The sequence below is a fragment of the Blautia wexlerae DSM 19850 genome, from assembly GCF_025148125.1.
Taxonomy (GTDB): domain Bacteria; phylum Bacillota; class Clostridia; order Lachnospirales; family Lachnospiraceae; genus Blautia_A; species Blautia_A wexlerae.
Window position 1 is genome coordinate 1,847,087 of sequence record NZ_CP102267.1, and the last position, 20,678, is coordinate 1,867,764.

Sequence of the window (20,678 nt, forward strand, 5' to 3'; positions counted from 1 at the left end):
TGGATATAGCAGAAAGGGAGCAATGGATATGACAGAAAGGAGCATATACAGTTTATATGAGAGAGATAAAAGAGGAAAACTGACGATCAGGGCATTGATAGATGTTTTAGACAAAGCGGTTGCTGAGAATGCACCGGTTATTTTTATGTGCCGAAAAGCATACTGGCTATACCGGAGTTTACGTAGCTGTCTTCGGGATTGGGATAAGAAATATGGCAGTCTGGTGGTTTTGAGCAATCGTTTTGTCATTAAGGAATCCATAAGTACTTTAGATGATCAATATCATACTGTTTATGTATTTGATGATACTGTGAATACAGGACGCTCTCTTTATCAGATATATGAATTCATCATGAGAATGAATCCGAATCTTGAGATTAAGATGGTTGTAGCATGTGCACCGGAATCCAAGCTGGAATTAAAGAATAAACTTATGATGCAGGAGGATGATTCTGCTTTAGTAGAAAGATTTTTTGAATCATTGACAATTTGCTATTATGTTGGTATTGATGAAATAGGATGGATTTCGTCACAGGAAATTTTTATGTATCAGCAGGAGATGATACCATATGTGATAGAGCTTCCGTTTATCAGACCTGCTATTGAAGAAAATAGGGAAGAAACAACAGGTAATCCATATATTATCAGTTTTCAGCGAGAGATTTTCAGAGGATTGTGTGCTGCTGGAGGAACTCAATGGAAATATGTGGATAACTCGTATTTATGGCCGGATCGCCTGGATTCTGTTACAGGTGACGAAGAGATAAAGTGCGGTTTTTTCCAATATTATAATCCATACGTAGTTAAGACTTTGGGAGATTATGCACCAGAGTTGATCGTTAAATGCAGATATGAGGAAGCAGGTGATAATGTACAGATGATATTTACGCCTTTTGCAGTGATGGATTCTATAAGCTTTGAAGATGCATGGGCAATCTTTAATTGTTTGTATATGAACACTAATTATCTGAAACAGAAGAAAAAGGTATATAGACAGTTAAAAGAAAAAGAAGCTGTAGAGGAGAACGCAGTTAGTATGAAGCAGTTAGGTATAGCTGTTTTTAGAGCGAATGTGTTTTTCTTTTCTTTATATGTGTATAGTGCATTTAGGACAATGGTTTCTAAGGTTACGAATTGTCAACTAATGCTTGATCAGCAATTTATGGGTGAGAGTTTTTCGGAAGATTTTATTAAATATACAGGTAAATTAAGCGAATGGAAACCGGAAGAATTTCTTGAACGTATTCGAAATTTGAAACCAGTTACAAAGATTCTGAGACAGAATGAGTTCAGGAATATTGAATATGAACATATTAAAAATGATATTCCGGGATTACTTGCTCAGATTAGACTTGAGATTCTTAGAAAAAAGAGACAAAAAGCGGATAATATATTTACACCTATAGAAGAAATAGAGGATTATGTTTTTCATAAAACATCAGATAAGGACTTTCAGACAAGAAAGCAGATGCTTTTGAGTGTTATTCTTCAGATGACAGACCAGAGTGTGATTGGAAACAGTTTGAGAGTAGAGGATAATATTATTTATCGAGGATATCGCTATGGCGAGAATAGTGATGTTGTTTTGCCGTTTCGTAATTCATATATTCAATTTATTGTGGAAGTTTTCTATCATAATTGTGAAAAAATCTGTCAGTATGACAGTAAGAAGAGCAGACGACTTTATTTTAATCTTATCTCATATATGTTCCATGAACTGGAAAGTTGGATGGAAGATCATGGCTATTTAAATGTGTTTGTATCTGCGGAGGAACTGGAATGGGGAAGTTTATATTACAGTGATGAACGTACAGATATGGACACACTCATAAAAAATAAGAGAATGCTTATGCAGGATAACAGAGATAGACTGATGGAGAGAATTTTTCGTAAATGGATAGATGAATTTTCTGATTCATGGGGAGAAGATTTGAAGTATATTGGAATTTTGTAGCAAATAACTATATAAAAAGACTTAACGCGATTGTTAGGTCTTTTTTTATTACAAAAAATAGAGGTGGTGTTTTTAGTGAAACGTAGTATACGGTTATTTATTGCGGCGATTCAGAATTTTTATATGGAATGTACTATTAAACTGATGGATATGGGGAAAGGTTGTATTCATCCTGAGGAGTATTATGTTCCAGTGTATTTATATCCGGAATTATTTCGAAAGGCAGCGGCGTGTAATAATATGGCATGGGATGAGGAAGTATTTTTGAAGGAGATAGATTATAATAAAAATCAGAAATATTACTGCACAAATCCATTGTTAAAAAAGATTGCAGAAAGTCTTAAAGATAATGGTAGATCCGGATATAAAATAACAGAATGTTTTAATGAAACAGAATTAAAACCGGAAACAGATGTTATTATTTTGTCTGCCTGTATGTTTCGGGAAGGGGAGTACCTTATCAGAAGATGGTGTGAGATATGCGAGAGATATGCAGATGGATTGTATTTAGAAGTGAAAGAAAATGGGTTGGTAATTATATATTATCTCTTGTTTCAGACTGATGCTGATATGAAAATCAATGAATCTTATCGTCAGAATTATCGGGATCTCTGGGAAGCAGTGACAGATGAAGCAGATAGAATACGTATAGAAGAGCTATTTGTACTTCATTTTTTTGCAATAATTGAGAAATTAACAGAACAAATTGATTTGGCGGAAGAAGGTAATAAATTATCATCTGGAATCAGTATATGCAAAAATCAAATTATTAAAGGGATTCGTGACAATGTATTGAATATAACCGAGATGTGAGGAGAAAGACTATGAATGATAATGATATGATAATCACTAACGTAATTAATGAAGGAAATCAGAACAATGTTAAGATATGTATTAATGCGGATACTTATCTGGAGAAGATTTTTTCTCAGAAATGTGCATCGGATAATAGAAAAATACAGATTTATTATGAGTGGCAGAATACTAAAAACAGATATATACATCAGACTTCCATCATAGCGCATGATTTTCCTAATTATAGTGTGCATGATCAGGAACATTCCAGAACGATAATTGAATCTATAGAGATGTTATTGGGAAGATGGAGAATAGAAAGATTCGGAATTGGAAATGCATGGCTCTTGCTGAATGCGGCGTATGGTCATGATATTGGAATGGTGATTCAGCATCAGGAAGCTTTGGAACTCTGGCGGGATGACAGGGAATTTCAGAAGTATCTGGATAATATTTGTAATAATCCGGAATCTGATATGCAGGAAGCACTCCAATATTGTCGCCAGCTACATAATGTACTGCATAATAAAGAAAAATTAGATGGAATTGATGAGAGCGAAAACGTATTTCAGATATATGAACTGACAAACGACTGGCCTGTTGTTGTTAAGAAAAATGTGATGATGATTACGGCAGATTATATTAGATGCCATCATGAGGAACGTAGTAAAAAGTTTTTTGAGAATCTGTCTAAAACTATAGGTATAGAAGTCGCTGAAAACCGTCTTTATAATTTACTTGGAAAAGTAGTATATTCTCATGGTAAAGATCTGGATTATATTTTTTCGGAACTGCCTAAGGAGACGATTGGGTTTGGAACTGAAAGAATACATCCGCAGTTTATAGCGTTACTGCTTCGTATTGGAGATTTGCTGGACCTGGATAATAACCGGTTTGATAGTATGCTTCTGCAGCATTTTGGGGCATTGCCAAAAACAAGTATGAAACATTTGCAGAAACATTTATCCATCTCACATTTTCTTGTCACAGAGCGAAAGATTCAGGCAAAAGCGTATACTACTGATTATGAAGTGTGCAAAATTATGGATCAGTGGTTTCAGTATATTAGAGAGGATATCGGGAATATTACTTCTAACTGGAATCGTGTGGCACCGAAAGAAATGGAAGGATGCACATTCAATTATTGTAATCTTGAGATTTATCTGAATGGTGAAAAATACGAGAGTTTTGGAAAGGCGCGTTTCGAAGTTGATAACAAACGTTTTATGAGTGTCCTTATCGGTGATAAGCTGTATGAAGAACAATTGGTATTTCTGCGAGAATATATACAGAATGCTATGGATGCTACGAAGCTGATGTTATGGTTGAAATGGAAACAAGAAGAAAATATGCATGTTTTTACTGCTGATGAAAATGGACATGTAGATGAAACTCTTTCTAGTCTGGATTACGTTAATTTAAAAGACTATGCCATTAAAGTTGGAGTGGAGCTTGTTCAGGAAGATGAATATGCCGTTTCAGATGTAGGAAAGAAATCTTGTTCTGAAGTATTGAGGGTCCATATTATTGATTCAGGTGTAGGTATGGATGAAGAATGCCTTAAGGCTTTGGCTGTGATTGGAACCGGATGGAGCGGACGTAAGAAATACTTTGAAGAGATAGGACGTATGCCGATATGGATGCAGCCAACAGGTAGTTTTGGGATAGGTATTCAGTCTGGTTTTATGATGACAAACCGGATCAGAATTATAACAAGAGGCATGAATGAGAAACATGGATTGGATATTCAGTTGTATTCACCCAGACAGCTGGGAAAGATTAATTATGTTTTCTTATCAGATAATCGGGTTGGTACAGAACTGATATTGGATGTTGACTGGGCGGATTTCTTGAGTAAACTTCAGGAATCAGGACATTATGAGAGTATTTTAAATACAGGTAATGGAGTTTTTGATTATGATGGAATATTACGGGATATAAAAAAATGTCTCACAAGATATATTGGTGAGGTGATTCCGAATAGTTTTATTCCTGTTCGTGTGGCAATAATATCGAAAAAGTTATCCAAATCTGAATCCGGTGAAGTAGTTGATTCTTATGTGCAGCAATTTCTTGATAAGGATTCCGGGACTATATTAAGAGACACTGGTAGTAATATAGATTATATCTTAAAGAATGACATGAGTGAGGCTTGTTTCTGGATGAGAGATGAACAAGTTTTTGTTCAAATGGAAAATGATGCAGAATTGTTTTCTGATCAGATGATAAGCGATAAGTTCTGTTATAAGGGTGTTCTGGTAAGGAATAAAACTATTAAAAATAGAAAGGAAGACAATCTGATATCCAGATATATTCCGGTGAGTATGGATATTATGGGAATGAATGCCTCTGATTGTCTATTGATAAGTAGAAGTCATTTTACTGAGAAAATGAATGGCAGGTTTGAGGAACTGGCATGGAAATGCTTTAAATTATATGTGGAGATTGTAGCAAAACATATAAAGAAACTTGGACTTAAAAATCAGTTGTCTGATGTAGTGAAAAATTCCAGGAGTCCATATTTATTATTAATGGGGGTTCTTTATTTTGGGAAAAATTCGGATGTAGCGTATATTTGTGAACAAAATGTATGGGCAGACACAACATATTTTATGCAGCATTTGAAAAAAGATACAAAGAAATATAAGCTGGAGGATAGTGTCCATGTTACTTTCAATGATGTATACGAATGGTTTTCATCAGAAGATAAAATGATTGTATGGAAGGTTAACAGGACTGATCTTCAGAGTAAAGCTGAAAAAATTTTGGATATTGTTTCCATAATGAATGAAGAAGCTTCTGAAGAAGTGGAAAAAACCAGTAAATATGGGCTGAATATAAGAGAAAAAACAGAAAATTATTTAAAGAAAACTGTAAAAACGAAAGCAGATCCGAATTATATTATTACCGATCCGATTCTGGTCAATATTCTTGAAGAATTCATAGAGAAAAAGAGTGTTAATAGAGAATTGTTTAAAATTCAAAGTATTGATCAGGAAGACATGGTTCTGTCAGTGTATGATCCAGGATACAACTTGAAAAAGGAACAGAATACTGACACAGAAGAACAAAACGATTTAAGAGAAATCTTGCTTATGGCAATAAAACAAGAAAAATATTATATTGTGGTGGGTAAGGAATATGACAGAAAATTTTCAGAATTATATGTCAGGAAAGCTCCGCTTAACAATGATTTAACAGAAGAGTATCTCGAAAATCATAAAGTAATACTGTTTCCATTTAATGTAGATATTTACGGAGTGATGAAAAAATGGTTTATTAAGATTAATATTCCTGATATAGATACAGAAAATAACGGAATAGAGAGGGAGCAGAACTTTTGGGATTATGTGTTAAATAACCCGGCATGGGAGCGGGCAGTGCAGTGGACCATGAGGCATGGTGTAAATAAAAAGAGTTTTCAGCAGAGAGGTGCTATTACACAACAGTACAAAGAATTATGTAAAGAGTTTCTGAAGGCATATATAGATTGTTGCAAATGAAAGAAAAGGGTATGACTGGACAGAAACGGTTATATGAGAATATTAATCACTAAAAATAATGCAATAAGGTTGTGCATATATGAGTGAAATTTAAAGAATTAATTTGGAATCAGGGGGGAGTATGGATAAATCCGAAAAAGTAAAAGATAAACTTATATGTCTGGATCAGATATGGATAAGAGTAGAAGAATTGATGAAAAAACAACGGATTTCACAGGTGGATATGGTAAGGTTATGTCAGAGAAAAGGATATTCTATTCAGCAGCCGGAAATTTCAAAATTAAAAAGCGGAAAATGTAAAATCACATTATATCAGTTGATGGCATTTGCAGATGTCCTGGAGGTTGGTACGGATTATCTGATCAATGGATCAGTGAATGAAAATACAGTAGTGTTTCCGTTAAATAACAGATTTATTACAAATGCAGATGATGAAGAGTTTAAAGGCATATTAGGAGAATATTATACGCTTTTTCATAGTACAGGTGAAATGGAGGATAAATGGCTTAAGGGGAAACTGTCGTTGAACAGATCTTCAGAGGGAATATGCCGTGCTGAGTTCATATTATGGACGGGTGAGAAAAATCATACAGAACAGAATGTTGCAAAGAAATATCAGGGACAGGTTATTATTTCCAAAAAGCAAAAATCCATGTATTGTATTCTGATTAATAATATGATAAGTGAAATGTGTTTTATAGCATTCCGGTTCAGGCCTTTCCAGACGATAGATATGGCATGCAGAATAGGGCTTGTTCTTACTTTTTCATCAGGAGAAGACAGAACACCTGTTGTTCATAAGATGTTTTTGTCACGTAAGAAGATTGATAAAGAAATGCATAATGCGATTGCGCCAACTTTACAATTTACAAATAAGGACACTTTGATTTCGAGAAAAAAGCTCCAAAATCTGAGATGTACTTACCCGGAATGGCAGGATGAAATTGACAAAATTCTACAACAACAGCCAGAAGAATATTATATGTTATATGAAAGTATGCAGGGAATATTAAAACTGAATATGAAAGAGAAGCTGCGAATGAAGGGATTGATTAAGGAATGTGCAGATATGTCATATGTAGTATCTTTAACAAAAGAAGATGATGATGGAGCCTTTATGATACAGCGGGAGGAAAATTAGCTGGTATAGTTCGAAGAAATGTGTGAGGGTAAGAAAAGATGAGCTTGGAGCGTATAGGAAGAAAAAAAGCGGATAATGGAACATATAGAGATATATTTTCAGCAAAAGAGATTCGTAGTTTGCTGTATTATCAAAATGCCGGAAAGAATATTGTGTTATCGGATAACGAGAAGCATTTAGAAAAATTCTACGCTATAGAAAATGCCTATGAAGTAATTAATATGTTGATGTTTGATGACATTGGCAGTGAGCAGGTTCGATTATCAGCAGAAGGAAGATGGATGGATCCGGACATTCTGAATAATATGAATGAGCTTTTGGATGTATATTGTAATTTATATTCAGCAATCTGCAAGTATACATATCTGATTAAAAAAAGAACGGCATATACGTATCGGGATGACAGACGTTACACATATCTTCACATGAAGACCCATAAGTTTAATGAATCATTTCTGTCGGCAACATTGAACGAGAAGAAACAGGTGAATTTATTTCAGGAAAAAGAGGATCTGACATTTTTTGAGTTTAAGGTTGATCAAAGTATAGAGTATCTGGATATAAATGAGGTATTAGGAGAAATGAGTAAGTATCCAGATGAAAGAGAAATTCTTTTTCCGCCATTTATGAATCTTGAATTAAAAAGAATGGAATTGACACCGGATGAAAGAATAATGCGGGGAATCAGGAATAAGCCGCCTTATGGAAAATATCTGGTTGTATTTAAGGATTCAAAGATATCTCCCACTGTATTGACTGAAAAAATAAGAGATGAGCTGACAGAACTTAGAAAAATGATTTTAGACCCTTCTTCAATTGAGAATGCGAAAGCTGTCTGGGAACAGGTCAGAAGGAATAATTATAATGTGAAAAATATTGATAATATTAAGTATTATCTTGAATGGAAAAAGAATCTTCAGTTGTATATAAGAAAATGTTATTCTGTTATCAAGTGGGAGATTATGAGCTTTAAAGGTCGGGAGTGTATGTTTAGAAATGAACTGAAGGACCAGATTAGTAATGCAAATAAAAAACGAGAAATGTACGAAAACAGAGTACAGTGGATTTTTGGGACAGAGATATTTTTTGGAGTTTTAGCAGGAATATTTCTGGCATTTAATGCGATAGAGTATCATCCTGAACGGTTTAAAATAATGGCCATATGTGCACTTGGTATAGTTGCGTTTCAGGCAGGGATATCAAAGGTCTTTTCATTGACAGATAAATTGCATCAGAGAACAAGTATATTTTTGCAATATGATGAACTGAGAATGAAATGGGAATTTGAAAAAGTAAAGGATCCAGAGAGACTAAATGAGTATATTCAAAGAATGCTGGATATTTCGATTTTAGATAATGAACTCTGCAAACAGTATACAGAAAACAGGATTAACAATATGCATAAATGGGAAAAAAACATGGAAGAAAAATCTGAATGGAAGAAATGATTATTGTGGAGTTCTTTTAGTCAGATAGTTGGAAAATCAGTAATCCAGAGTTTGGCATATTATTAGGTGTAGAAGGGAAATGTGATAGCGTGGTAACGAAAAAAGAACTTGATATGTTAAGATTTTATGGTGGAGATATACGAAAAAGAACAGAAGAGGGAAAGCTTTTGATAATAAATAGTTCTGAGAATTCTAAAGACCCGAAAGATTTATTGTGGAGAGATAAAGATGCGTACCGTACATTGAATGCGTTACTCTTTGATGGTTATGAAAATGAAAAGGAACGTATATTTCAGGAACATCATCAGCTAAATCCGATATTTATTGAACTACTTGAAGAAACACTTGCTATATACACAGGGATTTTTGCAGTAATGTGTCAGAATAAAGAAAAGCAGTCAGTTATTTCAACAGTAAGGAGAGTAGATCGTAAAGCTTCTTTAAGTGCATATACCAAAGGATATACAGAGTCTTTTGTTTCGTGTAGTAGGGGAGGTTTTGAATCAGATTTTTCTAAAAAGAATCAGATAATTCTTCTGGAAATTGAAACTTCAGAAAATAGTCTTTATGTAGATTATCAGCAGGCTTTGGGAGCGGAGTATGCGAAGTGGGATGAGCAGGAAGTATTGTTTCCTCCATTTCTTCCTCTGACTATGGAAGAAATGGAGTTGAGTAAACGAGAGAAATTGAGTATACATGATATGCATGGCAATTCTCCGTGTGGAAAATATTTGTTGAAGTTGAGGGAGTTTCCGGATTATAGAAAGATTATAACCTGTTCACAGGAGAAATTGCTCGAAAAATTGTTTTCCGGAAAAAAAGAAGCAGCTACATGTCTGCAGAAAATGAATAGCGGTCAATGGGATGAAGATTTCCAGGAATATATAAATTGGAAAAAGAATCTTCATGATTATTTGAAACTCTTGTATTCTGCCATGTGGTGTGGAACGGAAGAACAGAAATAATAAGATACTAAGACTTCTCATACAGTCCAGAGTTGATGGATTCCTACAAGGACAATCTTGATACAAGGTGCTCTTCTGGTGAGATATGCAGGGAATATCATCGATTCCAACTGCGCGTTATGCGTATGCTGTCTTCGCTTGCGGAAAGAGGCATCGTTGATTTTTCGAGCACTAAATCTCATCCGCTCAAGTACATTGTATCCAACGAGACAAACAACCTTGTTGAAATGATACTTGACAGTTACCCTGTCAGTCCTGCAACAAAAAACGATCTCCGGGCTCCCACCAGACATTTTTTGTGGTACGCTGAACAGATCGGGATAAAGCCACAATTCATTGATGATACTATAGTCATGTCATTTCTGATTGACGAAGTACCGGCTTCGAACGGAGACAGTACCGGACGTACGTTAAGGTGTGTAAAGTACGCCACGGAATACCTTCGGGCTCATGGGAATGATTGCCTGCACCGTGATTATACTCTTCTGAAGCTGAAAAATGATCACTGACGTATTATCCCGGCCTATTCTGAAGAAGAGATTTCGGGAATAGCCCAGGCAGCTGATACAGCTAGCACCATTGGAAAGAGGAATCTTGCGATTATACTTGTTGCATACTGCACAGGGCTTCGCGGAATCGACATCATAGGCATTAAGTTATCAGATATAGACTGGCACAATCACAAAGTGTCAGTAGTGCAGTCAAAAACTCATACGCCAATCGTATCTGAACTGAACGGTGCCACCTTGAACGCCCTTGCTGATTATATCCTCGACTGGCGTCCTAAATGCGATATTCCTGAGGTTTTCGTAACAGTAAAGGCTCCGTATTCCGTATCGAAGACTGTCAAAGGGATTTGGCAGAAAGACTCTAGGGTCAGACCTCAATGTGGTCAATTTACCGTCAACTTAAGGAAAATCGTCAGATTTTATTCTGATTATATACTATGGTTTACCGCAAAAATGCAGGATTAATCCTCAACCAGTTAGAAAATTCACCAAAAAGGCGCACTTAAATAAAGCTTAAATGTGACAGTGTTTTTATTTACAAGGCAGCTTTCTTATTTCTAAAATGTGAACGTCCTTTTGACTTTAATTTTTTTCTTGGAAATGATCTACCGGGAAGGAGCTGTGAACGGCACCGGACAGCTTCTCAATAACTGAGAGTTCAGACAGATCACAGAGGATCTTTGGAAAGATGATCTTGATCCGTCCGATGATAAATGCGCGATTAGCCTGATAATATCAAAAAGGTTACATAATTTGGAAGAATGCAACATCGGATGCTTGGTTGCTGTTCAGAGGTATGCATAAGTCATTGTAAAAAATGACGAATTTTATTTTTTTATTTTGTGGATAATCATTTTCAGCAGGAAAAACTGTGTTTATAGTTTTTTCTGCTGCTCTTTTTATGAACAGTTATACACCGGGTTCTGGTTTTAAGTCCTCTTTTTTTGAAGTCTCAAGATTGATTTAGGTGTCAAAAGCACCTATCTACCATAATCCTCACTATTGTTGTATAATTAGGACATATCAATAGTGAGGTGTACCGATATGTCCTTTAAAACAAACGAGTATCAACAGATCACTCTGAATGATAGTTTTATAAATCTTTCTCCAAGAACGCAGAAGATAATCATGAATTCCTGGTGTAAAGATTTTGCTGATATTGTGTTCCCGGCTATCAATGAAGAACGCTTTGCTGTTCTTTATAGCAACAACAATGCTTCTCGGCCAAATACACCGATCAATTTCATCATTGGAAGCCTTATGCTGAAAGAAAACAACGGGCTTACTGACGATGAACTGGTCGAATCCATCTGCTGTGATGTGCGCTACCAGTATGCTCTGCATACGACACATCTTGCTGAACAGCCAGTCAGTGACCGGACATTCAGCCGTTTCAGAGAAAGGCTTTATAACTACGAAATGGAGACTGGCACAAACCTTCTTGAGGAAGAAATGCTGCATCTCGCAGATATCTATGCAAGATACATGAATCTCCATTCAAACGTAAAACGTATGGATAGTCTGATGATTGCTTCCAGATGCAAGCGTATGTCACGTCTGGAAATCATCTATCAGACCACTGCAAATGCTGTTTGTCTAATTCACCGACTCGGGCATGACGAACTGATCAATTCCGGGCTTCGCCATTATCTTGATGCTGATGACCACAATCAGATGATCTATTACTGTAAAACAGAAGATGTGTCACCACGCCTGGAAAAAGTCCTTCGGGAAGCACAGGCAGTAAAAGACCTCATGTCTGATGAACTCTGGTATAGTTTTTCAGAACACCAGCTTCTGCTCCGGGTTCTCAGAGAACAGGGCACGGTTGATGAGGAAGGGAATCTTCATGCCTGTGACAAGAAGGAAATCCGTTCCTCGAGTCTGCAGAATCCATCCGATCCTGATGCGACCTATCGGAGCAAAGCAGGGAAGTCCCACAAAGGCTATATCGGTAATGTAGTAGAAACCGTCGGAGAAGCCGGAGACAGCCTTATTACCAGAGTCAGTTTTGAAGAGAACATTCACAGCGACAGTGCTTTTTGCAAAGAGTATCTGGAAAACAGACCAGATAACGCAGAGCCGGAGATCATGATCACCGACGGAGCATATGGAAGCCAGGAAAACCAGAGGCTTGCAGAGCGTAAAAACACTGAGCTGATAACAACCGCACTTACCGGAAAACCAGTTGATAAGTTCTATGCCGAATTTCAATTTTCAGAAGATGGAACAAAGATGCTGATCTGTCCAATGGGGTATGTTCCACTCAAAACAACGTATTATCCTAAAACAGGCATGTGCCGTGCGCTTTTTCCAAAAGACTGCTGTGAGGACTGTCCACACAAAAACGATTGCAAAAGCAAGCCACAGAAAAAGAACTATGCGGTTCACGCCTCAGCCAGCATGGTATCCAGAGCACGATATTCGGAAAAGTTATCCACTGCAAAGTACATCGAACTGACTCGGTTGTGTAATGCAATAGAGGGGATTCCTTCTGTACTGCGTAGAAAATACCACATTGATGAAATACCAGTGTTTGGGAAACTGCGTTCAAGACAGTTCATCCTGTTTAAAATTGGGGCATATAATTTTGGTAAACTTTTTCGACACAATCGCCGTTTACGGGTGGAGTCTGCGCAAAATTTGGTAATGGCCTGAAAATGAGGCAGGGTGAGAGTCGGAATTGAGGGTTCTGACTCCCACAATCACCAGTCATGTTTAAAAATTCTAGCTTTTTGCTGATGCATGATTCAGAACATGACTTTTGACACTCAAACCATTTATACTTGAAAAATTATATTTCCATGAGAATAATTATAAAGGCTGCTACGCACCGCTGAAGCGGCAAGGACTTGACAAATATTCTCATAGAAATGGACATTTAATCAAGCACAAATACGGCGATTTCCGATTATCGGAATTCTGATTTCCTATTTTCCGGATTCACGGTTTCTAAGTATGGTTCTTCCGCAAAAGGCCGTATTACATTAACTAATAAGGAGAATATTACCCATATGAACAATATATTAGAAACAAATTTACATTTAACTCACTCTCCTATCTCTATCAAAGATTTTAACCGTATAAAGAAATCACCTGTACTCAATACTGAACTCTGGCGTGAGAAAGAAAGCCTCGACAATGCTTCTCTCTATATCATAGGCAAACGAGAAGCTCCGGTTTTTGTTCCACGAAGGGAAATATCAGATGAACATTGCTTAATCCTTGATGTTGAGGTGGGTAAAGCATCCTTCCGTATTTTCATCCCCGCATTAACAAATCCAAAATACTCTTTGAACGGTTTTGCAGGAATAAAAACGGAACCAGAGGGATTGGAGAAAGCTCAGAAAGTATGGCTATTTGCTTTTAATGATAAGGGTGAAGCTGTTCCCAATATTGGATTTACCTTTGATGAACTGATTTATTACGCTAGTAATGATTTGTTCCACATTGAGATACAGGGTGATTTTACCTCGGCTATTACCTATGATGTTCTTTATGTAGGAGAAACAGTTAGGGAGAAGTTGACACAAAGGTTTAAGGCACATCATGCCCTACAGGATATGCTTATAGAAGAGAAAGTAATATCACCTAGCTTTGACAAAAGTGAAGAACTTATATTGATGCCGTTCACTATCGATTCCTATATGTGTACGATGCTCACGGGATTCAGTACGGAGAATGACTGGATGAAAGGACTCATCGGGGATTTTGATGTAACACCTAGCCAGATAAGCCTTGATGCAGAAAAGTCTCTTATTCATAGCATGAATCCAAAGTATAACCGTATACGATTTAAGAACTATCCTTTTTCAAAGGATGGTCTGTATAAATCCGATGCCAGTGTCTTTTGCTACTCAATCGCAGAGAACATGATTTTGAAGTATGACGCAGGGAACATAATAGGCTATCCTGAAACGGCATTTGCTTCATCCATTGTGGGAGATAAAGACGGGTACACTAAAGTCTTCGTTCCAGGTGAGAACAAAACTGAACGGTACGCGAAAAAATGGTATGCTGAACATGAGAGGCGAATGATTGAAGAAGGTTATGCATTCACAAGTTCGGATAGTCATCATTCTGATGGGTGTATATGACGTTCGCATAAGGCTCTTTCGCAAATTTGCGTTTTTTCTGAAAATCAAATTCAAATTTCTTGATAAATATTGGATATCTGTTTCTGATATTTTGTAAAATACAGTCTTTTGCGGAAGAACTCTAAGTACAAGAATATTCAAAAAGTCTTTTGTAACAGTAACAGGATAGGAGAAAAACATAATGGTCAAGATATTTGCTTTGCCTGCGAATGAAGGAGATTTTATTTGGGTTGCATATGGTGAAAATGAAGTATATAGTCACATCTTAATTGATGGTGGAACTGATGAATGTGGGGAGGAATTTGCATCAATTATTAGTATTATTGATGAACGTAAAGAAAAAATAGAAGCACTTGTGCTAACTCACGTTGATTATGATCATATACAAGGAGCGCTAGAGGGCATTTGTAGAATTTCAAATGATATATTGGATAGAACAGTGAAACGAATTTATTTTAATACATACCAAGGTATACATAGGAATCTGAAAGGGACAGGCGAAATTTTGGAAAGCTCTGTTTGCATAGAAGATCAGATTCGTGTAAACCAGAATTATAAAGAATATGGTGTAAAGGATGGAATTAAATTTGGGGAGTTATTATCAGAGAAAGGATTGAAAGATCGTTTGGTTGATTATGTTGTATATGGACAACAAGCTGTTTTACCTAATGGCGCGACAATGCGATTTATTAGTCCTGGAGAAAAAGAATTAATTAAGTTTGCAAATGAATGGGAAAAGTATGAAAGAGAAAACGAGTATGTTCAATATGCAAGTAATCTTGAGATGGTGAAAAAGAATTTAGCTGATTTAATGCAAGAAAAATTGTTGAGTGATTCATCTCCCAATAATGCTTCTTCTATAGCCTTTATTTTTGAATATCATAGTATAAAACTGGCTTTTTTAGGAGATGCAAAACCATCAGTCTGTTTGCAAGGAATTAAAAAAATCAACGACGCAGATCATTTCGAGGTCGATTTATTAAAATTGTCACATCATGGCAGCAGAAGTAACACTTCCGATTCTTTGCTAAAAACAATTAGGACGAATAATTATTTATTGAGTACAAACGGTCATCATAAGAAGGTACCCAGTAAAGTTGTGCTTTCTCATCTGCTGAAAAATGCAGGTAAAAAAGATATTAATCTGTATTGTAATTATGATTGGTATAATACAGAATATCATGAAAGATATTTTACTATTGAGGATCGTAGAGCGTTTATAGATACAAAGAAACTATCTTTGTATCTGTTAGATGACCAAGCTCTAGAGATAAAGGATGGATGTTATATATATGGAGAATACGGAATGTTTTGAGATAATTAATCGTCTGTCGGTAAGAATTGCTAAAGACGAATCGGACCAATTGAAAGGGTCTGGAATCTTGTTTTTAAGACAAGTAGGGGAAATGGCTGTTGTTTTCACCGCTGCACATGTGATAATCGATATATTCAAAGAAGGTGAATCACAGATATGTTTATCGTTAGGTTGCATGGATAGTTTTGGAAATCCTCAAAAAATTAATGTTGAAGCAAAATTAGCTATGAATATTTCGGACTTTGTCCCTGAAGAAGGAAGCATATGTATTCATCCTGATTATATGCAAACAGATCCGTCATCTATTGCTGACATTGCCATGATTCTTATCCCATGGCAAGAGTGGATGAATACAATGGGGTATATGAAAATTAGTCAGGGAATACTTGCAGAGGAATTATATGGTTATGGCTTTCCATTATCTATGGATAAAGAGCGTGAAAAAAAAGGTGCGAATTTCCTAGATGGGAAGCGCGAATTGCAGGGGAGAATCAATGGTATTTCTCAGAATAAAACATATTCTATAGAATATAAATTTAGTGCAATAGGGAGAATGGGTTCTCGTAGTAGTGTAATGGAAGGGTATTCGGGAACCGGTTTATTTTCTTTTAGAAATAATAGCATAAACTTAATATGTATTATTTCAGAAGAATGTGGTGATAATTCCTCAGGAACATTGTTAAGGGCTACTTCTTCTGAAAAGTGCAGAGAATTACTGGAACTTACCAATTTACATTCAGAGTATCCGCGTTCTTTTGAGAGATATAAAGAATTAGCTGGTTTTACATTTCCGAGTAGCAGGAGCAAAGCTAAAAGGTTGTTTTATGACTTTTCAGAAGAACTAATGGAAGATTGTGATTTATTACCCGAAAATTGCGTTGAAAAATGGTACGATGAATTATCTTGTAAAAGTGATCGAAAGAAGTGTGATAAATTTTGGACTGGGAAATTAGAATTAATGGCGATACTTTACGGCTCGGGGTTTGTTTCTGGTGCTAATGTAACTAAGCCAGTGATAAATATGCCAGATCCTTATGAAAATGATCAAGTTGAAGTGGAATATATTTGTACTGAGGATGAAACAGAATCGGTTTTAGGACGCTTAATAGAAGCTGAATACTTTGCAAAGCGAGGAAAACTAAAAAATGGAACATTATTTGTTCTAAATAGTAATAATGGACGTTTTTTTCTATATCCAAGACATGAATGCCGTGCAATTGTGAGAGATATTACTGCATGTGCGGAATGTTCTAATAGGGCACTAAAGAATAAATTAGGACAGTTTTTACCTGAAAATAGCAAAGAGTCGGAAAACTTTGATATTATTGATGGTGCAGCTATACATTGCAATTTGGCTGCTATAAGTGTTGATCGTATGCTGGATTTGATGAGTAGAAATAAAATTGATAAATGCTTGTTACAAGAAAATATGGCGGGGGTACTGAAAGAGTTATGGGAATTATAAATAGTTTAATTAACTGGGAATTACAGACTACATTGATCGATAAGTGGGGATGCAAATGCTGTTACTACACTCGTAAAATGCATGCGGATACCTCTTATCATTCGCATATATTTATTTGCGTGTTTTCTGAACTAAAAGATCTGTACCAAAACTGGAAAGAAATAAACTATTATGTGGCAGTAAAATATCAAACAAAAATAGAATCTATTATTGAAAAAAGTAATTTTTATATTTGTTTCTTTACTTCTAAAGAAATAAATCTTGAAATGAAAAATCAGATTGAGGAGGATTCTTTTTCAGCAAAGAAATATGTGTTTGAACAAAGATGTGACACTGACGAAGAATATAAACAATTGGTTGAAAGCAAAATATTTAAAATTGATATACAAGCTCCAATAAAAACACACCCAAAGCTGAAAAGCCTGACATTAAAGAATTTTCGTAAATATGAAGGGGAGAAAGTTATAGATTTTAAGGATAGAAATAGACGACCGGCGAGTTTTGTCTTAATTTATGCAAAAAATGGAATGGGAAAAACCAGTATATTTGACGGGATTGAATATGCTCTTAAGGGAGAGGTGGGACGTATAGTTGCTCTTGAGGCTAAAGAAAGAGGAAAAAGAAAGGGACCCATCTATCATCATCGAGATCATAGCCATGAAGAGGCGTATGTTGTAATAAATTTAGATAATGGTTTAGTGATAAAAAGAAAAGTTGCTAATCTACAAGAAGATGGGAATGACTGTAGATTTATTTCTGCTAGTCCAGGGAAAGATATTACTGGAGCAAAAAGTCAAAGGAAAATTTGGGACTTACTGATTCTTCCTCATGATAAAATTGATAGTTTTATTTCGGCCCAATCTCCAACTGCTCAGTTTAAAGAATGGACAGATAGTGCGGCACCTCTTAGTAATGAACGAGAAGAGTTTATTGATTTATATGACGTGTATAAAAGAAAAAAACGTGAATTATCAGATCTAGAAGAGGATAAGCAGTTGTTGGAAAAAGAATTATCACAGCTGATGAAAGACAAGCTTTCTGTGCAAAGAATTATAGATATAATATATAAATATAATTCGTTTCCAAATCAAAACAGACCTATATTATTTGATGCTCAAAATGCGGGTACTCTAGAATATGATGAATTAATTAATGAAGCACAGATTTATGAAAGAGAAATAAAAAATATTGAACTAAAAAAACTTTCAGAAAAAATTAGTGCTGCTGAAAATATTCAGCTTATAGGTATAACATATTTTTATCAACAATTGGATGCGATTCAACAGGTTGAATCTTATTTAAGGGAGTGCGAAACAAAACTCAAAAGAAAAAGAGAATTAGGTAGGATTATTCAATCACTCAAAAAACTTCAATCAGAAATTACCGCTGTAAAAGAAAAACTGGAATTGTTGGAACTAATTGATTCATATGGTTACGATAAAGTAGAAAAGCAGCTATATATTTATCTAGAGCTGGATAATCAGGAGAATAGTTTTAATAAAAATCTCAAGGCCATTTCGCACCAGTATGACGAAAATCTGAGTAGGTATCAAAAGGTTAGTGAGCAACTAAATCAAATAGTGGACAGCTTGGATGAAAAGAAAATGCAAGAAATTGATACAAACGCAGAAAAAATGGATTTTGTCAGAAGTCAGCTAAAAGATTTGGAGAACAATCTGGCAAAAATAAAGAAACAAATAGAACAGTATAAAAGAATTCTATTAGAAAGAAGAGAAAAATTTAACCAGATTGAGAACATAGTTCTATCTGAGAATATAGAACAAATCGATATGGGTAGCAAAAATTTTCTTGACGTAGAATTGTTAGCTGGATTTGAACTGAAACAAGATTTATGCAAAATAAAAGAAATTTATGAAAATCAAATTCAAAAAATTGACATATACAGAAAAAAGGCATATAAGGCTAATCAAAGTAAAGAGACTGTTCAGGATATTTGTAATAAAGCAAAACAATATTTACAGTCTCATAAAGAAGAAAAAGATTGCCCGCTATGTCATACAAAGTTTAAAAATTGGGAAGCATTGGTCTCTGCTATTGATAATTATAATTTTGATAATACGGAGAAATTGAATGAAGATTTTTATAATGCTCAAGTGGAAGCAACAAAAATATTAGGTGAATATGAAAGGTTATTGCATATATTTGAAGAAAGGAAAAGTGGGAAGAAAGAAGTAGTAAAACAAGATATATTGAAAATTGAGAATGATTTACGAAACTGTTATTTACTACAAGAGGATTTTAGCAAACAAAAAAACAAATTAGAAGAAGAAATGAGTGATTTGCGTATCTGGTTTGTTCAACACGAAATCAATTTAGATATCTATTCTTTAGCTACAGTAAAAGAATGGGAGAAATTGCAGGAGGAAAAAAGAAAGAATTATATAGAGTTACGAGATAGTTTACAGAGCCAGAAAGAAATACTATCTGATTCGATAAAAACTATAAAAGAAAGCATAAAAAGCGTTATGAAAAGAAAAGAAAGTTTTCTGGAAGATCCACAAATGTTCACCAGTATAATGATTCTTAAAGAAAAACCAGAAAATTATGATTTTTATAAAGAATTAGAAGCTCTTCGCTTACAAGATAAAAATTGTTTACACGAAATAGAAGAATTAGAAAATCAGATTAGAACATACAACGATGTTGCAGCAGAGAATGAGGAAAAACTCCTGGCAGATAAAGATAAACAATCTAAAGAATTAGAACATTTAAAAAAGGTGGTATCTATTAGTGAGTTTTTTAGTGATTTTACCAAAGAAGGAGTAGAACGAGATTTAAAAAAATGGATGCAATCTGCGGATGACTATCTGAAACAAGTAGAATATTTAGTGCAAATTCAAGAAGAAAATAGTGCGAGAAACTATTTCGAGAAGTACAAAAGTGTGACAGAACAAATTGATACGAATAAAGAAATTTACGCATCTACACAAGAAGAAACTAAAGAAGCAGAAGAGGATTTTCAACTTGCAAAGGAAACTTTTGAAAAGAGTCTAAAGGATTATTTTAGTCAGAATATAATGAACGAAATATATCAGAAAATTGATCCGCATGATTTTATGAAAAATGTTGATTATCATTTGTCATTTAATGAAAAAGATGAGCCACAACTTTATATTGTAGTTAATGAACAGATTGGAGATGAGACAGATTCGTATCGTCCAGAATGGTATTTTAGTACAGCTCAATTAAATACTGTAGCGTTTAGCTCATTCTTTGGGAGAGCATTAACAGCAAACAATCTTACTTTTAGAACAATATTTATTGATGATCCTATTAGTCATTTTGATGATATGAATATGTTGGGGTTTTCTGATATGATTCGAAGTATTATAGAAAGTACGGATTGCCAGATAATTATGTCCACACATGATAGAAAAATTTATAATATTCTGAGACGTAAATTGGACGATCAATACTATAGTTCTTGCTTTATTGACTTGGTAGAAAATATTAAATAGAAAAAGC

Annotated in this window: 12 protein-coding genes; all 12 read left to right on the plus strand. The window is 35.1% G+C overall.

Features of this window, described 5'->3' with window-relative positions; translation table 11 throughout:
* Nucleotides 1-28 precede the first annotated feature (28 nt).
* The 12 genes from NQ550_RS08635 (at nucleotide 29) to NQ550_RS08685 (ending at nucleotide 20,671) form a co-directional block, all read left to right on the plus strand.
* Nucleotides 29-1,954: a hypothetical protein gene (locus NQ550_RS08635; RefSeq protein ID WP_172730332.1), complete on the plus strand. Its 1,926-nt coding sequence runs from the start codon at nucleotides 29-31 to the stop codon at nucleotides 1,952-1,954.
* A 30-nt stretch (nucleotides 1,955-1,984) separates the two neighbouring features.
* Nucleotides 1,985-2,767: a hypothetical protein gene (locus tag NQ550_RS08640; RefSeq protein ID WP_172730333.1), complete on the plus strand. Its 783-nt coding sequence runs from the start codon at nucleotides 1,985-1,987 to the stop codon at nucleotides 2,765-2,767.
* A gap of 11 nt (nucleotides 2,768-2,778) precedes the next feature.
* Complete coding sequence (locus NQ550_RS08645) at nucleotides 2,779-6,252, plus strand: HD domain-containing protein (protein ID WP_025579545.1); 3,474 nt, start codon at nucleotides 2,779-2,781, stop codon at nucleotides 6,250-6,252.
* 121 nt (nucleotides 6,253-6,373) lie between these two features.
* Nucleotides 6,374-7,393, plus strand: coding sequence for a helix-turn-helix domain-containing protein (locus tag NQ550_RS08650; RefSeq protein ID WP_025579547.1), 1,020 nt, complete (start codon nucleotides 6,374-6,376; stop codon nucleotides 7,391-7,393).
* A gap of 467 nt (nucleotides 7,394-7,860) precedes the next feature.
* The gene (locus NQ550_RS08655; RefSeq protein WP_259839821.1) at nucleotides 7,861-8,841 is read left to right on the plus strand and encodes a hypothetical protein; all 981 of its coding nucleotides are present in this window, start codon (nucleotides 7,861-7,863) and stop codon (nucleotides 8,839-8,841) included.
* 89 nt (nucleotides 8,842-8,930) lie between these two features.
* Complete coding sequence (locus NQ550_RS08660; protein WP_025579550.1) at nucleotides 8,931-9,806, plus strand: hypothetical protein; 876 nt, start codon at nucleotides 8,931-8,933, stop codon at nucleotides 9,804-9,806.
* A gap of 578 nt (nucleotides 9,807-10,384) precedes the next feature.
* On the plus strand, nucleotides 10,385-10,780 hold the full coding sequence (locus NQ550_RS22820) for a tyrosine-type recombinase/integrase (RefSeq protein ID WP_416386863.1): 396 nt from the start codon (nucleotides 10,385-10,387) through the stop codon (nucleotides 10,778-10,780).
* A gap of 579 nt (nucleotides 10,781-11,359) precedes the next feature.
* Nucleotides 11,360-12,973, plus strand: coding sequence for a transposase (locus tag NQ550_RS08665; protein WP_025579554.1), 1,614 nt, complete (start codon nucleotides 11,360-11,362; stop codon nucleotides 12,971-12,973).
* A 356-nt stretch (nucleotides 12,974-13,329) separates the two neighbouring features.
* A complete protein-coding gene (locus NQ550_RS08670) occupies nucleotides 13,330-14,412 on the plus strand; it encodes a hypothetical protein (protein WP_025579555.1) in 1,083 nt (360 codons plus the stop codon).
* A 181-nt stretch (nucleotides 14,413-14,593) separates the two neighbouring features.
* Nucleotides 14,594-15,727 (plus strand): MBL fold metallo-hydrolase, encoded by a 1,134-nt coding sequence (locus tag NQ550_RS08675; protein ID WP_025579557.1) that lies wholly within the window; start codon nucleotides 14,594-14,596, stop codon nucleotides 15,725-15,727.
* Nucleotides 15,705-17,192 (plus strand): hypothetical protein, encoded by a 1,488-nt coding sequence (locus NQ550_RS08680; protein WP_172730335.1) that lies wholly within the window; start codon nucleotides 15,705-15,707, stop codon nucleotides 17,190-17,192. Before NQ550_RS08675 ends, NQ550_RS08680 begins: the two co-directional genes overlap by 23 nt.
* The gene (locus NQ550_RS08685) at nucleotides 17,180-20,671 is read left to right on the plus strand and encodes an ABC-three component system middle component 1 (RefSeq protein WP_025579560.1); all 3,492 of its coding nucleotides are present in this window, start codon (nucleotides 17,180-17,182) and stop codon (nucleotides 20,669-20,671) included. The genes NQ550_RS08680 and NQ550_RS08685 overlap by 13 nt, the downstream gene beginning before the upstream one ends.
* Nucleotides 20,672-20,678 lie beyond the last annotated feature (7 nt).